Raw genomic sequence first — 15,780 nt, forward strand, 5'->3', positions numbered from 1 at the left:
CGGGCAGCCGGGGGGGAGGTGGCCGGTGCCGAGGGGCCGGTGGGGGGTGGCGGGCATGGGGGGTGCGGGTCAGAGGTGGCGGGGGGGAAGTTCCTACTTCGACGTTCCGAAGTCCTGCGTCCACCACGGGCCGCCGTCGCCCTTGTGCACGCCTATGCCGATCTCCCGGAAGGAGCAGTTGAGGATGTTGGCCCGGTGGCCGGAGCTGTTCATCCACGCCTTCATGACCGAGTCGGCGTCCGACTGGCCGCGGGCTATGTTCTCGCCGAGGCGGGACCAACCGTAGCCGGCGGCCTCCACCCGGGAGGTCATGGTGGACCCGTCGGGTCCGGTGTGGGACATGACACCGCTGCGGGCCATGGTGTCGCTGTACGCGCGCGCTGCGGCGGCCAGCTTGCCGTTCACGGTCAGGGGGCCGCATCCGGCGGCGGACCGCTCCTTGTTGACCAGGGCGAGGACCGCGGACTCGTCGCCGGAGGAGCTGCCGGAACCGCCCGACGAGCCGCCGGTGGATCCGCCGGACGAGCCCCCGGACCCGCCGGACCCGCCCGAGGTACCGGAACCGCCGCCCGTGCTCCCGCCGGACGTACGCGGGGGCTTGCCGGCCGGGGTGGACTTGGTCGGGGTGTTCTCCTCCGCCGCGGGCTTCGCCGGCGCCGCCGACTCCGTACCTTCCGCGGCCGGAGTCGCGGGCGGCAGCGAGCCCGTGGCGGCCGCGGCATCGGCGGTGACCTCGGGGAGCGGAGCGGTGGGGCTCGCCGTCCCGGCCGTGTCCGCGGGGGTAGGCGTCCCGGACTTCGCCCCGCCGGCGCCGTCGGCCCGCTGGTCCACCTGCGTACCGCCGCCGGAATCGGCCACGGCGACGCCGACCGCCACCGCCGCGGCGGCCGCGGTCAGGGACAGGACGATGCGGGTACGCATCGCCTTCTTCCGCCGTGCTTCGACGCGGGACGGCGTTGCGGGAGTTCGGCTGCTCATGCCTGTAGCACCTCACAGAGGGAAGGGGGTGGGGTGCGACCGAGCCTAGGGTTGTGATCAGTGAAATCCGCGCGCTGGAGGGCTTCTTCAAGTTCCCTTAAGGAAGCCCGCAGGATCGGCTCAGGGGACGACTCGGGTCATCCCCTGCCATTCGGTCGATACGGACCCGGCGGAGATCGGCCGGCTCGGCGTCGACTTCCGGACCCGACCGCGCGATCGGGGCTCCGCCACGGGCGGGGCGGGTGCGCACCGGCGGCGTGTGATCATGTCCGTCGACAGATCCGCACCTCATGGGGGGACCATGCGCACCCGCACCACCACCGCCACGACCGGTCTCGTGACCGCGCTCGCGGCGCTGCTCGTCCTCGCCGGCTGTACCGCCCCGGGAGACAGCCGGCCCGCGGCGTCGAGCTCCGTGGCCTCCGTGCCCGCGCAGAGCGGCGGCGGGTCCGGCTTCGAGGGACCCCGGCCCCAGGACCAGAACCTGCTGGCCTGGACCGGGGACCCCAACGACGCGGGGCACGTCACCGCCCAGTCGTCGGCCGGGGTCGGCGGCCGGGTCACCCTGGTACGGATCGTGCTGCGCGAGCAGATCACCTGGTCGAACGTGTGGCTGGGCCTGGCCGGTATCGACCCGAACGCCCAACTCGCCAACTGCTACCTGGGCGTGTACGACGCCAAGGGCACCCTCGTCGCGACCACCCCGGACATCTCCCCCCAGTTGATGACCGACGCGATCGCCAAGCCGTTCGCCCTCGGCAAGCCGTTCACCGCCGCTCCCGGCACCTACTTCATCGCGCTGCTGCTCAACGGCACTTGGGCGACCAACGGCCTCACCCTGAAGTCCACGGGCGCCGGCATCTCGGTCAACGCGGGCCTGACGCCACCGAACCTCCGGTACAGCAACCTGCTGACCGGTCAGACCTCGCTGCCGGCCACGGTGAACCTCGCCGAGCAGTCCACGAGCACCATCAACACCGGCTGGGCCAGCCAGTGGTACGCGATCTCCTGAACCGCGACACCTCCGCGCTCACACCCGGGTGACCGCGGCCACCGGCACCCCGGCGCAACGGGCGGTACCGGCGGCTTCATGCCGGTACCAGGCGGAGTCGACGACCCTGCCGTCGGGGAGCGTGCGCGACGCAGGAGGGGTCAGTCCCGGATGGAGACGATCTTGCGGGTGGCCAGGTCGGCCTGGACGAAGACCTTCGTCGTGTCGCCGCCCCACGTCAGCGTGACCGTGGCATCGGTCCGGCCCGTTCCGCTGCCGGTGGAGGTGACCTTCCACTTGAGCGGCACGTTCTGCGCGCGGAGCACGCCGTCCGCGTGGTTGGTCTCCTCCCACTTCCTCAACTCCGCCTGGAGCGGGGCCGAGAGGTAGAAGGCACGCAGGCTGTCCGCGGTCGCCCCGTCGCCGTCGTACACCGCGTCGATGTAGGAGCCGTAGAAGTCGGCGATCCGGGTGAACGCGCCTTCGGGGCTGCCGGAGACGGACGGAGCCGCGGCGGTGGCCCGGGCCGGCGCCCCCGCTTCCGGTCCGTTCGCCGAGGCGCTGGTGACGAGGGTGAGGGTGAGTGCGGCGGTGGCCGCGAGGGTGAGGGAGGCGGTTCGCCTGGCCGAGAACGTGGACATCTGCTGAGCCTTTCCTCGAGCTGAGTGGCTGTACGGACCGACGCCGTCCCGGTCCCGTCCGGTTCGCGGAATGCGAGAAATGGCCGAAAGGTCACGCCTCCGGCCGTATCGGGCCGGTCAGGGGCCCGCCCGCGCACCGACCGGCCCTCGTACGGCGGCGCGAACGCATCGCTCGACCGGGGGACGATCACCGCGGGGCGGAATGCCGTGCCCGGGGCGGAGGTTGGTGCGGACGCGACACTCAACCCGGACGCACTGGAGAGCTCATGAAGATCGGCATCATCGGCGCGGGCAACATCGGCGGCAACCTGACCCGTCGGCTCACGGCCCTCGGGCACGAGGTCTCCGTGGCGAACTCGCGCGGCCCCGAGACCCTGGCCGCGCTGGCCGAGGAGACCGGCGCCACCCCCGTCAGCGTGGCGCGAGCGGCGCGCGGCGCCGAGATCGTCGTGGTCACGATCCCGTTCAAGAACGTGCCGGACCTTCCGGCGGGCCTCTTCGACGAGGCCGCCGAGGGCTTCGCGGTCATCGACACCGGCAACTACTACCCGCGCGAGCGCGACGGCCGGATCGCCGGCGTCGAGGACGAGGGCCTCACCGAGAGCCGCTGGACCGAGCGGCACCTCGGACACCCCGTCATCAAGGCCTTCAACGGCACCTACGCCCAGGACATCCTCGACCGGCACCGCCCGGCGGGCGCGGCGGACCGGATGGCGCTGCCCGTCGCGGGCGACGACGCGGTCGCGAAGAAGACCGTACGCGCCCTGATCGAGGAACTCGGCTTCGACACCGTCGACGCGGGCGGCCTGGACGAGTCCTGGCGCCAGCAGCCCGACACCCCCGTCTACGGGCTGCGGGAAGGCGTCGACGCGGTCACCAAGGCCCTGGCCGAGGCCGCCCCGACCCGCCCGGAGGCCTTCCGCGGCTGACCGCGGACGCGGGCTCCGGTCCCGGGGCCCGGCTGCTCCGCCCGCCGGCCTCGGAAGGGAACGGCGCAGCCACGGTGGGGCGCGCCCCGATGACGTGGCGCCTCCCACCGGGCGGCATATGTCGGTGGGTGACCTACCATGCAGACATGAGTGATCGTGCGATGCAGGAACCGACCCTCCTCCTCCTGACCGCGCTCGCGGACGAGCCCCGCCACGGGTACGCGATCGCGCGCGAGGTGGAGCTGATCTCGGGCGGACGCGTCAAGATGCGGACCGGCACCCTGTACGGGGCCCTGGAGCGGCTGCTGGGTCAGGGGCTGATCGAGGTCCACGAGGAGCAGATCGTCGACAGCCGGCTGCGCCGCACCTACAGCCTCACCGCCGAAGGCCGCGAGAGCCTGGCCGCCGAGGCGCAGCGGATCGCGGCCACCGCGCGCGAGGCGGCGCGCCGGCTGGGCGTCTCCGGAGAGACCGCCACGGCGTGAGCCGTCGTCTGATGCGCCTGTATCCCGCCGGTTTCCGCCGCGCCTTCGGCGACGAGGTGGCCGAGGCCTACCGGGAGGCGACCGAGGGCGCCGGCCCGATCACCCGGCTGCGGGAGGCCTTGGACATCGTGGCGCACGCGCTCCGGCTCCGCCTGGGGGTGGGTTCGGCGCACCGCGGCGGGCGCCTGTTCGCGGCGACGGCGCCCTTCGCGCCGGCCGCGACGGGCGCGTATGCCGCGTTCCTGCTCGCCTCGACGCTCAATCTCGCGTACGTCACCGGTCTCCCGGACCTCGAGGCCCCGCTCGGGTATGCGATGAGCGGCTTCTCCGCACTGACCCTCATCGGCGCCGAGATGGCGTTGAGCGGGCGCTTCGCCGTCGGCGCGCGGACCGCGTTCGCGGGGGTCGTGGGAAGCACGGTGTGCTTCGTCATCTCCGTCCTGCCGGGCGTTCTGGACATGCCGTTGGCACACCTGGCGTACCTGACCCCGCCTCTGGCGATCGCCGCACTCCCGCTGCTCTGTCCCCCGGACCTGCACCCGGCCACCCGGCCTGCCGGATCAGGACCACGACAGGGCTGGTGGCGCTGCTGCTCTGGGCCCCGCTGTTCATGGTGCTGCTGGGCCTGCTCGACGCGGGCGGGCTCGGCATGGTCCCGCTGTGGCGCTTCGCCGTGACCGTGACCGCCGCCCTGGCTCTGGCGGGCGGCCCCGCGCTGTCCGGGATCCGTACGTCCGGTCGGTTCGCCCTGGCCGCGGCCCCGTTCCTCGCCCTCGGCCACTTCGCGGGGGTGGTGGGTTAGGACACCGCGCTGCCGTGCCTGGTCCTGCCCGCGGCCACGGGCCTGGCCGTGCGCCTGTGGCGTCGTCGGCACTCGGACCCGGCGGGCCACGCCTGATCCGACGGCGCCGAGGGCCGGGGCAGGGGCGGTCAGACCTCGGCGTCGATGCCGGATCCGGCGACGCTGATGCGGATCTTGGACTGGCCGTGGCCGAGTTCCTCCCAGTCCTCCATGAAGCGTGCCGACAGCCCGTGTCCGGCGGCGAGGTCGACGAGGGTCTGGGTGCGGTAGTAGAAGTCCTCGCGCAGCACCTGGTGTTCGGTGCCGGTGGTGCGGTCGAAGGTGAAGTCGAAGTGACCTCCGGGCGCCAGGACCCGGCCCACGTGGGCGAAGCACTCGTCGATGACGTCGATCGGTGAGTGCGAGAAGACGCTGTGCGCGTGGACGACGTCGAAGTAGCCGTCGGGGAGGAAGTCCAGCGTCAGGTTCTTGGTGAGGGTCAGGTGCGGGACCTTGGCCTGGAGCCCCCGCTCGGTCAGGGTCCGCTTCGCCGCGATGAGGATGTCGGGCGAGATGTCGATGCCGTAGTAGTGGCCCGCGTCGAGGTGGTCGATGAATCGCCAACCGGCGCGGAGGTTGCCGCAGCCGATGTCCAACATGCGGGCGCCGGGCTTCAGGCCGTGCCGGACGAGGTAGTCGAACTGCATCTGCCCGAGCGCGAGCCAGCGTTCGTGGGTCTGGCTGCCGACCGCGGCCTCGGGGTTGCGGCGGGTGTCCGAGGCCATCACGGCCCGGTAGTAGCTGACGTGGTCGGGGTGCTTGAAGGCCAGCCACCGGTCGCGGGCGGCCCGCTTCAGGTAAGGGGCGATGCGGTGCGGACGGCTCGCGGCGTAGCGGACCTTGTGGACGAGGGACTCCCGGTTCGCGGTGAGGTTCTTCCTGGTGGCCATGAGCACTCCGTCTCCATCGCAACGTGAATCCTCGACGGCAGGCAGGAGCGACTGCCGCCGGAAGGATCTTCGGATCCCACCACACGTCGGTGACCGACATATACAAACCACTGGACTGCCCCGGGAAGCGGAGAGCGCGGTACGGCGTACGCACGGACAGTTCGCGAATATGGATGTTTGCGGCGATATCACCCAGATTGCCACTCGGCGCCCTGGCGGTCCACGCAACGCGCCCAGGGGCGTGACGCCCCGTCATTCATGCTTCTGGCAGCATGAAGAGATGGTGGACATACATCGGAAGGTCAGCTCGGGATCACCGCTGGAGCCTCGGATCGGCTTCTCGCGCGCGGTGCGGACGGGTCGGTACGTCGCCGTCGCGGGAACCGCCCCCATCGCGGACGACGGCTCCACCGTCGGCCCCGGCAACGTCCACGCCCAGACCGTACGGTGCCTGGACATCGCCGAAGGGGCCCTGCAGGAGGCCGGGGCGTCACTGGAGGACGTGGTGCGGACCCGCGTCATGCTCACCGATGTGACGCGGTGGCGGGAAGCCGCGCGGGCGCACGGCGAGCGGTTCGCCTCCGTCCGGCCCGTCACCACCTTCGTCGAGGTGTCCCGATTCATCGATCCCGAGTGGCTCGTCGAGGTGGAGATCGACGCGGTGATCGCCTCTGAACGGGGCTGAGGGGGCAGGGTCCTCCGGCCCGGTCAGGTCCGGTCGTCCGGTCCGGTCCGGTCGTCCGGTCCGGACGAGTCACACGGCCGGAGCGGGCCGTTCCCGTTCCCGTTCCCCCAGCAGCCGGGTGCGGAAGAGGTCGAGGACGGTGTCGAGCGCCTGCCGGGTGGGCTGACCCGGTTCGTCGATGAGGTGTTCCGTCAGGACGGAGTGCGGCGCGAGGGCGCCCTGCGGGTTCGCCGCGCTCGCGTCCAGCTCGACGGCGACGAAGGCGTCCCCGAGTTCCCGGCGGAGGTGGGCGAACCGGTCGCCGGGGACGAGCCGGTCGCCCCGGAAGCGCAGCCCGAGCACCTGGAGCCCCTCGCGCTCGCACCGTCCGCGGACGACCGCGAGGTCCTCGGGGCTGATGTCGATGGTGCGCGCGCGGCTCGCGGTACAGGCCAGCGGGAGCGAGGGCTGGGACAGCACGGGGGCGACGAGGCGCTCGTCCGTGGCCATCGCCAGGGCGAATCCGCCGGTCAGGCACATCCCGACGGCCCCGACCCCGGGACCGCCGCAGCGCTCGTGTTCGGCGGCCGCCAGCGCGCGCAGCCACCCCACGACGCGCGAACTGCGCCCCGTGGCCAGCAGCGTGAACTCACGGCTCACGCACACCTTCCACAGCGACGAGGCCATGGAGCGGCCGGCGCTCGACCGGCCCACCCTGCCGGGATCCGCGTCACGGCCGGGTTCGCCGAAGAGCACCGGGAGTACGGCCGTACAGCCCGCCGCCGCGACGTTCTCGGCGAACTCGATGACCTTGGGGGTGATGCCCGGGATCTCCGCCATGACGATCACCGCGGGGCCCGTGCCCCGGCGCAGGATCCGGCGGGTGGCGCCGTCGTGGGTGAACGTGCTCTTCTCGAACCCGCTCAGGTCGTGGTCTGCCACGCGCCCGGCTCCTTCCGACGGCTCTCTCCTGGACTGCATCAAGTTACCGACAGGTAGAGCCTTCTGGTCAAGGCTCACGCGGCAGGTTGTGGTGCGGCCGCCGCGGACGGCGCGAGTGATCCGCGCGAGCGATCCGCGCGAGCGATCCGCCGGCCCGCCCCCTCGTTCACCCGGACGGCGGTGTGCGCCGGGCGGGCGGAGTACGGCCGGGCGAGGCTGGGGTGGAGCGGCTGCGCCCGCCGTGGGCCCTCGCCCGGTCCGGTCGGGGCCGGTCAGGTACCGCCCGAGGAGGCTCACGCGATGGAGAACGGCCCCGGCCACGACGCCTCCGGATCGATCGGCGCCGCTCACCGAGCAGCGCGCGCCGGCGGCGCCTTCGCCGACCGCGCCGACTTCGACGACGCCACGCGCGGCTTCGTCGCCGCCCTGGAGCCCTGCGTGATCAAGGCCGAGGACGGGAGTGTCGTGTGGGACGGCGACGCCTACGCCTTCCTCAACGGGGACCGTCCGGACACCGTCCATCCCAGCCTGTGGCGCCAGAGCCGCCTCGTCGCCCTCCAAGGCCTCTTCCGGGTGGTCGACGGCGTGTACCAGGTGCGCGGCCTGGACCTGTCGAACATGACCCTCGTCGAGGGTGACCGCGGCGTCGTCGTGATCGACCCGCTGATCAGCGAGGAGACGGCGGCCGCGGCCCTCGCCCTGTACCGGGCCCACCGCGGTGACCGGCCGGTCACCGGCGTCCTCTACACCCACAGCCACGCCGACCACTTCGGCGGCGTCAAGGGGGTCACCACCCAGGCGGAGGTCGACGCGGGCCGGGTCCCGGTCCTGGCCCCCGAGGGCTTCCTCGAACACGCGGTCAGCGAGAACGTCTACGCCGGCACCGCCATGGCCCGCCGCGCGGGATACATGTACGGGGCCGGCTTGCCCAAGGGCCCGCGCGGCCAGGTCGGCGCGGGCCTGGGCCAGAGCACCTCCACCGGCCGGGTGACGCTGATCCCGCCGACCGTCGACATCACCCGCACCGGCCAGGAGGAGAGTGTCGACGGCGTGCGCATGGTCTTCCAGCTCACCCCGGGCACCGAGGCACCGGCCGAATTCAACGTGCTGCTGCCCGATCACCGGGCGCTGTGCATGGCCGAGAACGCCACCCACACCCTCCACAACCTGCTGACCCTGCGCGGCGCCCTGGTCCGCGACCCGCACGCCTGGGCCACGTACCTCACCGAGTCCATCGCGCTGTTCGGCGACGCGTGCGACGTCGTCTTCGCCTCCCATCACTGGCCCACGTGGGGCCGCGAGCGGGCCATGTCCTACCTGGCGCAGCAGCGAGACCTGTACGCCTACCTCCACGACCAGACGGTGCGGCTGCTCAACCAGGGGTACACGGGGTCCGAGATCGCCGAATCGCTGCGCATGCCGCCGGCGCTGGAGGCCGCCTGGCACACCCACGGCTACTACGGGTCGGTCAGCCACAACGTCAAGGCCGTCTACCAGCGGTACATGGGCTGGTTCGAAGGGAACCCGGCCCTCCTGTGGCAGCACCCGCCGGTGGAAGCGGCCCGCCGCTACGTCGAGTTCATGGGCGGCGCCGCGGAGGTCCTGCGCCGTGCCCGGACCTCCTTCGAGCAGGGCGACTTCCGCTGGGTGGCCCAGGTGGTCGACCACGTCGTCTTCGCGGACCCCTCGAACGCGCGGGCCCGGGAGCTGCAGGCCGACGCCCTGGAGCAACTCGGCTACGGCGCCGAGAACGGCACTTGGCGCAACTTCTACCTCACCGGCGCCCAGGAACTGCGCGGCGAGCAGGTCGGGACCCCGGCCACCGCCGCGTCCCCGGACGTGCTCGCCGCCCTGAGCCTGGACCAGCTGGTGGACTCCCTCGCCGTACGGATCGACGGGCCGCGGGCCTGGCACGCGGACGTCGCCGTACGGTTCGTCCTGCCCGGCTCGGACCCGCTGACGCTGCGCCTGGCCAACGGCGTACTGACGGGCGTCCGCGGGGAGAACCCCGCGGCCGGCCGGCCGCACGCCGTCCTCGTACTGGGCGAACCACTGCTGCGCGGGCTCCTGCTCGGCGCCCTGCCACCGGACGACCTCCTGCGGCACGAGGGCGTGGCCCTCGACGGCGACCCGGCGGTCCTCGCCGAACTCTTCGCCTACCTCGACTCCCCCGACCCGGACTTCCCCATCGTCACCCCCTGACGACCCCGACCCCGGTTCCGGTTCCGGTTCCGGTTCCGGTCAGAGGTCGCGTGCCCAGAGGGTGAGGTCGCTGCTGGTCGCGACCGCGAGTGTCCGCCCGGAGGGTGAGAAGCCCACCGCCCGGAGGGTCGAGCGGTCGGCGTGGAAGACGTGCCACCACCGCTCGCCGTGCGGTCCGGTGTGCGGCAGCCCGCCGTCGGTGGAGAGCAGCACCCGGTCGTTCGGCCAAGCAGGGCTCACCACCTCCGGCCGTGGCCGTCGTTCGAGACGACCATCACCAGGTCGTCGCCGGTGTCCGGGTGCGAGGCGAAGCCGATGCCCAGCAGTCCGCCGACGGGGACGTAGGGGTAGGGGTACGGGTCGGGGTCGAAGACCGGCCGCCAGGCCTCGGGGGCCGGTACGACGGGGGCGGCGAGCATCCGGGCGCGCAGCTCCGCCTGGTAGGGGGACAGTCCCGTGGCGCCCTCGGCCCCCTCGTTCCGTTTCGTCACCGGACCATGGTGCCCCGGGACCGGACCCGCTTGGCGCACCGGGGCGGACTCTATGCTGCGGGGATGATCAAGCCGATTGAACTCGTGATATTCGACTGCGACGGAGTGCTCGTCGACACCGAACGCATCGCGCTGCCCCTCCAGGTCGCGTTGGGGGCGGAGCTGGGCTGGCCGCTCACCGAGGACGAGGTCATGGACCGCTTCGTCGGGCGCTCCAGCGCCTCCATCCACGAGGACATCGCCCTCCGGGTCGGCGGCGAGACGGCCGATCTCTGGCGGGAGCTGTTCGAGGAGCGTCACCGTGAGGCGGTGGACGCCGGGTTGTCCGCCGTCGAGGGACTGCCCGAGGCGCTCGCCGCGATCACCTTGCCGACCTGCGTCGCCTCCAGCGGCTCGCACGAGAAGATGCGCCACACCCTCGGCCGCACCGGCCTCTACGAGCACTTCGACGGCCGCATCTACAGCGCCACCGAGGTCCGCCACGGCAAGCCGGCCCCGGACCTGTTCCTGTACGCCGCGCGGCGGATGGGCGTCGACCCGGCGGCGTGCGCGGTGGTCGAGGACAGCCGGCCCGGTGTCGAGGCCGCCCGCGCCGCCGGCATGCGGGCCTTCGGCTACGCGGGTGGACTGACCCCGACCGAACGGCTCGAAGGCACCGGCACCGTCGTCTTCCACGACATGCGCGAACTGCCCGACCTCATCACCGCAGGCACCGCGTAAGGATCGGACGAGCGCTTCCCGGGCATGCGGAGGGCCCACCGCACCCTGGGTACGGTGGGCCCTTCCCCCTGCGTGCGCCGAGGCCTAGGCCGTCGGCGACAGGATGGTGTCCTCCGGCCGGCGGGCCGTGGACGGGGTGCTGCCGGCGACGATCAGGGCCAGTAGGACCGCGGCCGCCTCGCTCTGGAGGATGCGGGCGGCCTGCTCCAGCCGACCGGGGTCGGGGACCGGGATGGACAGGGCGACGCATTCCGCGTTGGGGCCCGCGGTGATCGGGACCGCCGCGCACACCGTGCCGAGGGCGTACTCCTGCAGGTCGAGGAGCGGAGCGTTCGGCGGGCGGTCGTCGAGTTGGTGGAAGAGTTCCTGCTGGCCGGTGAGGGTGTGGGGGGTGAACCGGGTGAGTCGGTGGCGGGCCAGGTGGTCCTTCCGGTCGTCGTAGTCGAGTTGGGTGAGCAGCGCCTTGCCCACGGCCGAGGCGTGGGCGGCGTCCCGGAAGTCGACCCACTCCTCGACCACGGGTGTGGCCGGGCCGTCGACGTACTGGGTGATGGCGACCTCGCCGTCGGTGTAGCGGGCGACGTAGACGGCGGCGCCGACGGCGTCCCGCAACCAGGCGAGGGTCTCGCGCAGGTGCCCGCGCCCTTCTCCGGTCGCCGATTCGCCCGGCGGGAGGGAGTTTCCGGCGACGTACGCGTCCGGTCCGATCGGGGTGGCGAGGTTGGCGCGGATCAGCTGCTCCGTGGCCCGGGCGAGGACCAGTTGCGGCAGTCCCGTCTCTCGGGCGATCTGGGTCAGGTTCACGCCCCCCGAGTAGCGGTTGACGACTTCCAGCACGCGCAGTGCCTCGTGGACGGATTCCAGCGGGGCCGGTGCCGGGCGGCCTTCGAGGGTTTTCCGGGCGGCGTGGATGAGGTGCGGCTGTTTCAGTGCTTCCAGGGCCCAGGCGTTCGCCTGGTCCGTCAGGTGCAGGGGGTTGAGCCGGGCGTGCTGGGCGACGGCGACCGCCACCTGCGGGCCGGGGGTGACGACTTCCCCCAGGTCGGGGTGCTCCTTGCGGGGGCGCGCCATGAGCGCTCGGTGCAGTCGTACGGGGAGTCGGCACGGGGGCCGGCCGGCCCCTCCGGGTCCGGCGGTGAGGGCGGTGAGGTCCTGGGTGGTGATGGGCGGGGTGGTCCAGATGACCGAGGCTCCGAGGGCCTCTTCGAGGTGTTCGGGGAGGTGCGGCAGGTGCGGCAGGTGCTCGTCCGGGGGCAGGTTCCGGGCCTGGCGCTTCCAGTGGCGGGCGGTCGCGACCTCGGCCCGGGCGAGGTGGAGGAGGTAGAGGCAGTGGGCGGCGGTCTGCGAGCCCGCCCCGGCCGCGTACTGGAACCAGAACTGCGCGTCTTCCATCCGGTCGGCGAGGTGGAGCAGGCAGCCGAACAGCAGTGCCGAGTCCACGCCGTGGGGCCAGGAGTCGGCGTCGAGGGCGAGTTCGGCGAAGGCCCGGCTCTCGACGAGGCACCAGGCGAGGTCGTCCAGGCCTCGGGCGGCGCGCACGTGGCAGGCGGCGTCCAGGACGAGGTCGTCGGCCGCCGCCGCGGATGCGAACGCGGACCCGCAGGTGGATCCGAAGGCGAACGCGAAGGGGGATGCGGATGTGGATGTGGATGTGGCCTGCCCCCGCGGTGGCGGGGTCGCGGCGCCGGGGGGGCCGTTGGTACCGGTCGCCGAGCGGGCGCGGTCGGCGACGATCCGGCGGGCGATCCGACGGCGGGCCGCGCCCTCGTCGTATCCGGCGTATTCCTCCGCGAGTACCGTCGCGTCCGCAAGGGCCGCGTCCAGTTCGCACAGCGGCATGTCGCGGTGGCGGGGCATGTCGCTCACTGGTCCTTCTCCTCTCCGGGGATCCAGTCCACCCCGAGCTTGCGGGACAGGGTTCGGCGTGCGCCTCGGATGTGCGAGCGGACCGTCGCGGGGGTGATCCCCATCATCCGGGCGACCGTGTCGGAGTCGTTGCCCAGCAGGAAGGCCAGCAGCACCACGTCGTACTGCCGCTCGGACAGGCCCGCGATCGCCGCGTACAGCCCGAGCTTCGACTCCAGCAGTTCCAGCCGTTCTCTGGAGGAACGGCGCAGGGCTGCGAACCACGCCGTCTCCACCATGGCCACCTGCCGGCCCAGAGCCGCCAACCGTCTTTCGACGTGCTCGCGCAGCACGGCCCACGCGAAGCCGTGGAGGCTCGCCTCCTTCAGGGCTTGGCGCCACACCTTCAGCAGGAAGGTGAACACGTCGTCGACGACTTCCTCGGCGTCCTTGGGGTTTCCCAGCTGCAGGTGGGCGTAGCGCAGATAGGCGCGGTGCTGCTGGGAGTGGAAAGCGGTGAAGTCCACCGGCAGCACTCCGGCCAGTTCGCTGGAGACCGCCTGGTCCCCCGATGGATCGAATTCGCCTTCGCTCATACGCTCCCCCACAGCTGTTCGTCGCCGCACGCGGGGGCGACGGAGACCTCATGGTGGCGGGTGCGGGGAGCGGCACGGCGCCGGCCGGCGGATGGTCCGCCGGTTCCCGTCCGTACCCCCGCACCCGGCAGGCGCATGGGCGCCCTGAACACATCGATGACGAGATGACGGGCAGTGACGACTAACAGCGCGAGGGCGGCCGTCTCGGCAACATTCACGTCGGCGCGGAACCTTTCGAGTGGATCATGAGCAACGGCCTGCCTGCCCCCGAACCGGCAGCCGTGGAGCATCAGGCGCTCCCATTCACCACCCCATCGGAAAGCGAGCCCGATCGTGCAAGCCGGTCCCAGAAAATCTTCCGGAGCAAGCGCATCCGCTTCCTCGCGCGCCCTGGTCCGCCCGCGCGCGCCCCGGCGTGCCCGCCGGGCGCCGCTTCCGCCGACACGCGCCCGAACGGGCCTCCTCCGCTGTTTCTGTCACACGATCGGATGTCGCTGCGGCCCGATCCGGTGGGACACGTCCCGACTCCCCTCTTCCCGGTGCCGGATGCCTGCATGGTGGGTCCAGCTTTCGGCGCCCCGGCCCCTCCGCCCCGCGCGCCCGTCGAACAGGAAGGGGCTGTACAGATGGCGTTCGCGAGGACCTTGTTGCCCGCCGTGCTCTGCCTGGCACTGACCGGTGCGCCCGCCGCGCTCCCCCGTGCGGCGGCCGCCGTGGCCTACGACGGCCAGGTCGGCCACGAGAGCGCGCTGTTCAGCCTGAAGGCGACGAACAACGCGGCGGCCCAGGAGTTCACGGTGGACGGCACCCGGCTCTCCCGGGTGAGCGTCTGGCTGGGCAGCGGGGCGGCGACGGGCACCGTGACCGCGCAGGTCCGCCGGGTCCGCGCGGACGCCGGGTCGGTGATCGCCTCGACGACCCTGGACCTCGCCGCACTCGGCGGCGCCGGCGCCGGCTGGGTCGAATTCCCGCTCAGCGCGGACGTCACGGCGGGCACCACGTACTACCTGCACCTCCAGGCGAACACCGCGGAGAGCGGGCCGATCGCCTGGTACGGCACCACGCGCGCCGTGCCCGGCTCACTGACCAGCTGGAACTACGACAGGGCGTACTGGGGCGGCTGGCACGCCTACACCTCCCGGCTCGCCTTCCACATCGATCCCACCGGCAGCGAGCGCTGCGGCGAGACCGAGCCCTGCTACGTACCCACCTCGGCGCTCGCCGCCCGGACGTCGGGTCTGTTGACCAACCGGGTCGCCACCGAGGCCGTCCTGCCCCCCTTCGCCGTGGGCGCCTCCTACGTCGACGGGAGCAATGTGCTGCGCCTGCCCTCCGGCCGGTGGCGGTACCTTCCCGACGGGGCCTCGGCATCGGTGGTGGTCGAGGCGGACGACCCGGGCGCGCTGGCGCAGGTCGAGGAGAGCCGCGCGTGGCTGGCGGCGGGCAGGGTGCCGGGGGCCACCGCCGCGCAGCGGGAAGCGTCGCGGCGCGCCCTGCTGTCGATGCGGGCGCTGCTGAAGCCGGGCGGCGCGTTCGCGGCGGCGTGGGCGCCGCCGTGGGAGTACTCCTGGCCCCGCGACGGGGCGTTCGCGGCGGCCGCCTTCGCCGCCACCGGGCACGACGAGGAGGCGTACCGGATCCTGGGCTACGACGCGCTCACCCAGCGGTCCGACGGGACCTGGGAGGCCCGTACCGAGCTGGACGGCAGCGGGCCGCCGGACGCGCGGAAGTGGCAGCTGGACGGCAACGGCTGGGTGCCCTGGGCCACTTGGCAGTGGTACCAGGCGGCGCCCGCCGGCGGTCGGGACGAGCGGCTGCGCGCGCTCTACCCGATGGTGCGCAAGGCGGCCGACTACGCCGCCCGCTCCCTGGGGCCGGACGGGCTGCCTCCGGCGTCCCCGGACTACTGGGAGCTGGACACGACGACGGCCAACATCGGTACCGCGGCTCCCCTGCTGGCCGGGCTCAACTCCGCGGCCGACCTGGCCGCGCGGGTGGGGACGGTCGCGGACGCGGAGCGCTGGGGAGAGGCGGCCCGGCGGCTCTCCGCCGCGATCGCCACCTCCTTCGCCCCGCTGGGGTACCAGCGGACGGTCGACGGCGAGCACGGCCGGGACAGCGCGGTGGCGTTCATGGCACCCCCGTTCAACGCCGCCCCGGCCGATCTCGGCGAGGCGCTGGACTCCACCTATCGGGCGCTGCTGCTGCCGAACGGTGGGGTGTCGCCCGGCAACGACCCCTCCTTCAGCTGGGGTTCGTACGCGTGGACGGCCAGCACCTCCTTCTTCGCCCTCGCCTGGGCCGGTACGGGTGAGCCGGTGAAGGCGGGCCGGGTGCTGGACTGGGTGCTGTCGAAGCGGAACGGGCTGGGCGAGCTCCCCGAAACGGTGAACGGGGCCGGACGGCCGTCCGCCGTGGCGCCCCTGGGCTGGACGGATTCGTTGGTCGTACTGACCGCGCTGGCCCTCCAGGGTTCCGCGCGGCCCACTCCGCCGGCGACGCGGTCTTCAGCAGGGTGACCCGGGCCCGGTGAGGGTCGGGGCAGTGGTGCGCATCGACAGGAGG

Annotated in this window: 15 protein-coding genes and 1 pseudogene; 9 read left to right on the plus strand and 7 right to left on the minus strand. The window is 72.8% G+C overall.

Annotated features, from left to right (window positions below):
- Positions 1 to 93 precede the first annotated feature (93 nt).
- Positions 94 to 978, minus strand: a complete 885-nt coding sequence (locus tag AB8A24_RS36330) for a CAP domain-containing protein (protein WP_369478634.1) — start codon at positions 976 to 978, stop codon at positions 94 to 96.
- A gap of 301 nt (positions 979 to 1,279) precedes the next feature.
- Between AB8A24_RS36330 and AB8A24_RS36335 the strand changes: the two genes are divergently transcribed.
- The gene (locus AB8A24_RS36335; protein WP_161294162.1) at positions 1,280 to 1,990 is read left to right on the plus strand and encodes a hypothetical protein; all 711 of its coding nucleotides are present in this window, start codon (positions 1,280 to 1,282) and stop codon (positions 1,988 to 1,990) included.
- A gap of 140 nt (positions 1,991 to 2,130) precedes the next feature.
- On the opposite strand, the gene AB8A24_RS36340 is transcribed toward AB8A24_RS36335, so the two are convergent.
- Positions 2,131 to 2,610 (minus strand): hypothetical protein, encoded by a 480-nt coding sequence (locus tag AB8A24_RS36340; protein WP_328965064.1) that lies wholly within the window; start codon positions 2,608 to 2,610, stop codon positions 2,131 to 2,133.
- A 167-nt stretch (positions 2,611 to 2,777) separates the two neighbouring features.
- On the opposite strand from AB8A24_RS36340, the gene AB8A24_RS36345 reads away from it, so the two are divergent.
- The 4 genes from AB8A24_RS36345 (at position 2,778) to AB8A24_RS36360 (ending at position 4,826) form a co-directional block, all read left to right on the plus strand.
- Positions 2,778 to 3,539, plus strand: coding sequence for an NADPH-dependent F420 reductase (locus AB8A24_RS36345; protein WP_369478645.1), 762 nt, complete (start codon positions 2,778 to 2,780; stop codon positions 3,537 to 3,539).
- A 146-nt stretch (positions 3,540 to 3,685) separates the two neighbouring features.
- Positions 3,686 to 4,024 (plus strand): PadR family transcriptional regulator, encoded by a 339-nt coding sequence (locus tag AB8A24_RS36350; protein ID WP_033225219.1) that lies wholly within the window; start codon positions 3,686 to 3,688, stop codon positions 4,022 to 4,024.
- Complete coding sequence (locus AB8A24_RS36355; protein WP_328965063.1) at positions 4,021 to 4,701, plus strand: hypothetical protein; 681 nt, start codon at positions 4,021 to 4,023, stop codon at positions 4,699 to 4,701. Before AB8A24_RS36350 ends, AB8A24_RS36355 begins: the two co-directional genes overlap by 4 nt.
- Positions 4,698 to 4,826: a hypothetical protein gene (locus AB8A24_RS36360; protein ID WP_328965062.1), complete on the plus strand. Its 129-nt coding sequence runs from the start codon at positions 4,698 to 4,700 to the stop codon at positions 4,824 to 4,826. Before AB8A24_RS36355 ends, AB8A24_RS36360 begins: the two co-directional genes overlap by 4 nt.
- 128 nt (positions 4,827 to 4,954) lie before the next feature.
- Here the strand turns inward: AB8A24_RS36360 and AB8A24_RS36365 are convergent, their stop codons facing one another.
- Entirely contained in the window at positions 4,955 to 5,755 is an 801-nt protein-coding gene (locus tag AB8A24_RS36365) for a class I SAM-dependent methyltransferase (protein WP_328965061.1), read from the minus strand.
- A gap of 280 nt (positions 5,756 to 6,035) precedes the next feature.
- Here AB8A24_RS36365 and AB8A24_RS36370 point away from each other — a divergent pair, with 280 nt between their 5' ends.
- A complete protein-coding gene (locus AB8A24_RS36370) occupies positions 6,036 to 6,440 on the plus strand; it encodes a RidA family protein (RefSeq protein WP_369478635.1) in 405 nt (134 codons plus the stop codon).
- A 69-nt stretch (positions 6,441 to 6,509) separates the two neighbouring features.
- On the opposite strand, the gene AB8A24_RS36375 is transcribed toward AB8A24_RS36370, so the two are convergent.
- Entirely contained in the window at positions 6,510 to 7,361 is an 852-nt protein-coding gene (locus AB8A24_RS36375) for a dienelactone hydrolase family protein (protein WP_369478636.1), read from the minus strand.
- Between the two features lie 300 nt (positions 7,362 to 7,661).
- Here AB8A24_RS36375 and AB8A24_RS36380 point away from each other — a divergent pair, with 300 nt between their 5' ends.
- Positions 7,662 to 9,563 carry an alkyl/aryl-sulfatase gene (locus tag AB8A24_RS36380; protein ID WP_369478637.1) on the plus strand — a complete coding sequence of 634 codons (1,902 nt, stop codon included), beginning with the start codon at positions 7,662 to 7,664 and terminating at the stop codon, positions 9,561 to 9,563.
- A 39-nt stretch (positions 9,564 to 9,602) separates the two neighbouring features.
- Here AB8A24_RS36380 and AB8A24_RS36385 read toward each other — a convergent pair.
- Positions 9,603 to 9,982 (minus strand): annotated as a pseudogene (locus AB8A24_RS36385) (hypothetical protein).
- A gap of 135 nt (positions 9,983 to 10,117) precedes the next feature.
- Between AB8A24_RS36385 and AB8A24_RS36390 the strand changes: the two are divergent.
- A complete protein-coding gene (locus tag AB8A24_RS36390) occupies positions 10,118 to 10,774 on the plus strand; it encodes an HAD family hydrolase (RefSeq protein WP_328965059.1) in 657 nt (218 codons plus the stop codon).
- A gap of 84 nt (positions 10,775 to 10,858) precedes the next feature.
- Here the strand turns inward: AB8A24_RS36390 and AB8A24_RS36395 are convergent, their stop codons facing one another.
- Both AB8A24_RS36395 and AB8A24_RS36400 read right to left on the minus strand, forming a co-directional pair.
- A complete protein-coding gene (locus tag AB8A24_RS36395; protein ID WP_328966112.1) occupies positions 10,859 to 11,686 on the minus strand; it encodes an IclR family transcriptional regulator C-terminal domain-containing protein in 828 nt (275 codons plus the stop codon).
- A 950-nt stretch (positions 11,687 to 12,636) separates the two neighbouring features.
- The gene (locus AB8A24_RS36400; RefSeq protein WP_328965058.1) at positions 12,637 to 13,215 is read right to left on the minus strand and encodes a sigma-70 family RNA polymerase sigma factor; all 579 of its coding nucleotides are present in this window, start codon (positions 13,213 to 13,215) and stop codon (positions 12,637 to 12,639) included.
- 626 nt (positions 13,216 to 13,841) lie between these two features.
- Here AB8A24_RS36400 and AB8A24_RS36405 point away from each other — a divergent pair.
- Positions 13,842 to 15,734 (plus strand): hypothetical protein, encoded by a 1,893-nt coding sequence (locus tag AB8A24_RS36405; RefSeq protein ID WP_369478638.1) that lies wholly within the window; start codon positions 13,842 to 13,844, stop codon positions 15,732 to 15,734.
- Positions 15,735 to 15,780 lie beyond the last annotated feature (46 nt).

It is taken from the genome of Streptomyces sp. BF23-19 (assembly GCF_041106355.1).
Taxonomy (GTDB): Bacteria; Actinomycetota; Actinomycetes; order Streptomycetales; family Streptomycetaceae; genus Streptomyces; species Streptomyces virginiae_A.

Bases quoted from the DNA above. Each gene is read 5' to 3' on its own strand.
- AB8A24_RS36400 (WP_328965058.1), bottom strand. From the start codon at position 13,215: ATGAGCGAAGGCGAATTCGATCCATCGGGGGACCAGGCGGTCTCCAGC.
- AB8A24_RS36365 (WP_328965061.1), bottom strand. From the start codon at position 5,755: ATGGCCACCAGGAAGAACCTCACCGCGAACCGGGAGTCCCTCGTCCAC.
- AB8A24_RS36390 (WP_328965059.1), top strand. From the start codon at position 10,118: ATGATCAAGCCGATTGAACTCGTGATATTCGACTGCGACGGAGTGCTC.
- AB8A24_RS36405 (WP_369478638.1), top strand. From the start codon at position 13,842: ATGGCGTTCGCGAGGACCTTGTTGCCCGCCGTGCTCTGCCTGGCACTG.
- AB8A24_RS36330 (WP_369478634.1), bottom strand. From the start codon at position 978: ATGAGCAGCCGAACTCCCGCAACGCCGTCCCGCGTCGAAGCACGGCGG.
- AB8A24_RS36350 (WP_033225219.1), top strand. From the start codon at position 3,686: ATGAGTGATCGTGCGATGCAGGAACCGACCCTCCTCCTCCTGACCGCG.
- AB8A24_RS36380 (WP_369478637.1), top strand. From the start codon at position 7,662: ATGGAGAACGGCCCCGGCCACGACGCCTCCGGATCGATCGGCGCCGCT.
- AB8A24_RS36340 (WP_328965064.1), bottom strand. From the start codon at position 2,610: ATGTCCACGTTCTCGGCCAGGCGAACCGCCTCCCTCACCCTCGCGGCC.
- AB8A24_RS36370 (WP_369478635.1), top strand. From the start codon at position 6,036: ATGGTGGACATACATCGGAAGGTCAGCTCGGGATCACCGCTGGAGCCT.
- AB8A24_RS36335 (WP_161294162.1), top strand. From the start codon at position 1,280: ATGCGCACCCGCACCACCACCGCCACGACCGGTCTCGTGACCGCGCTC.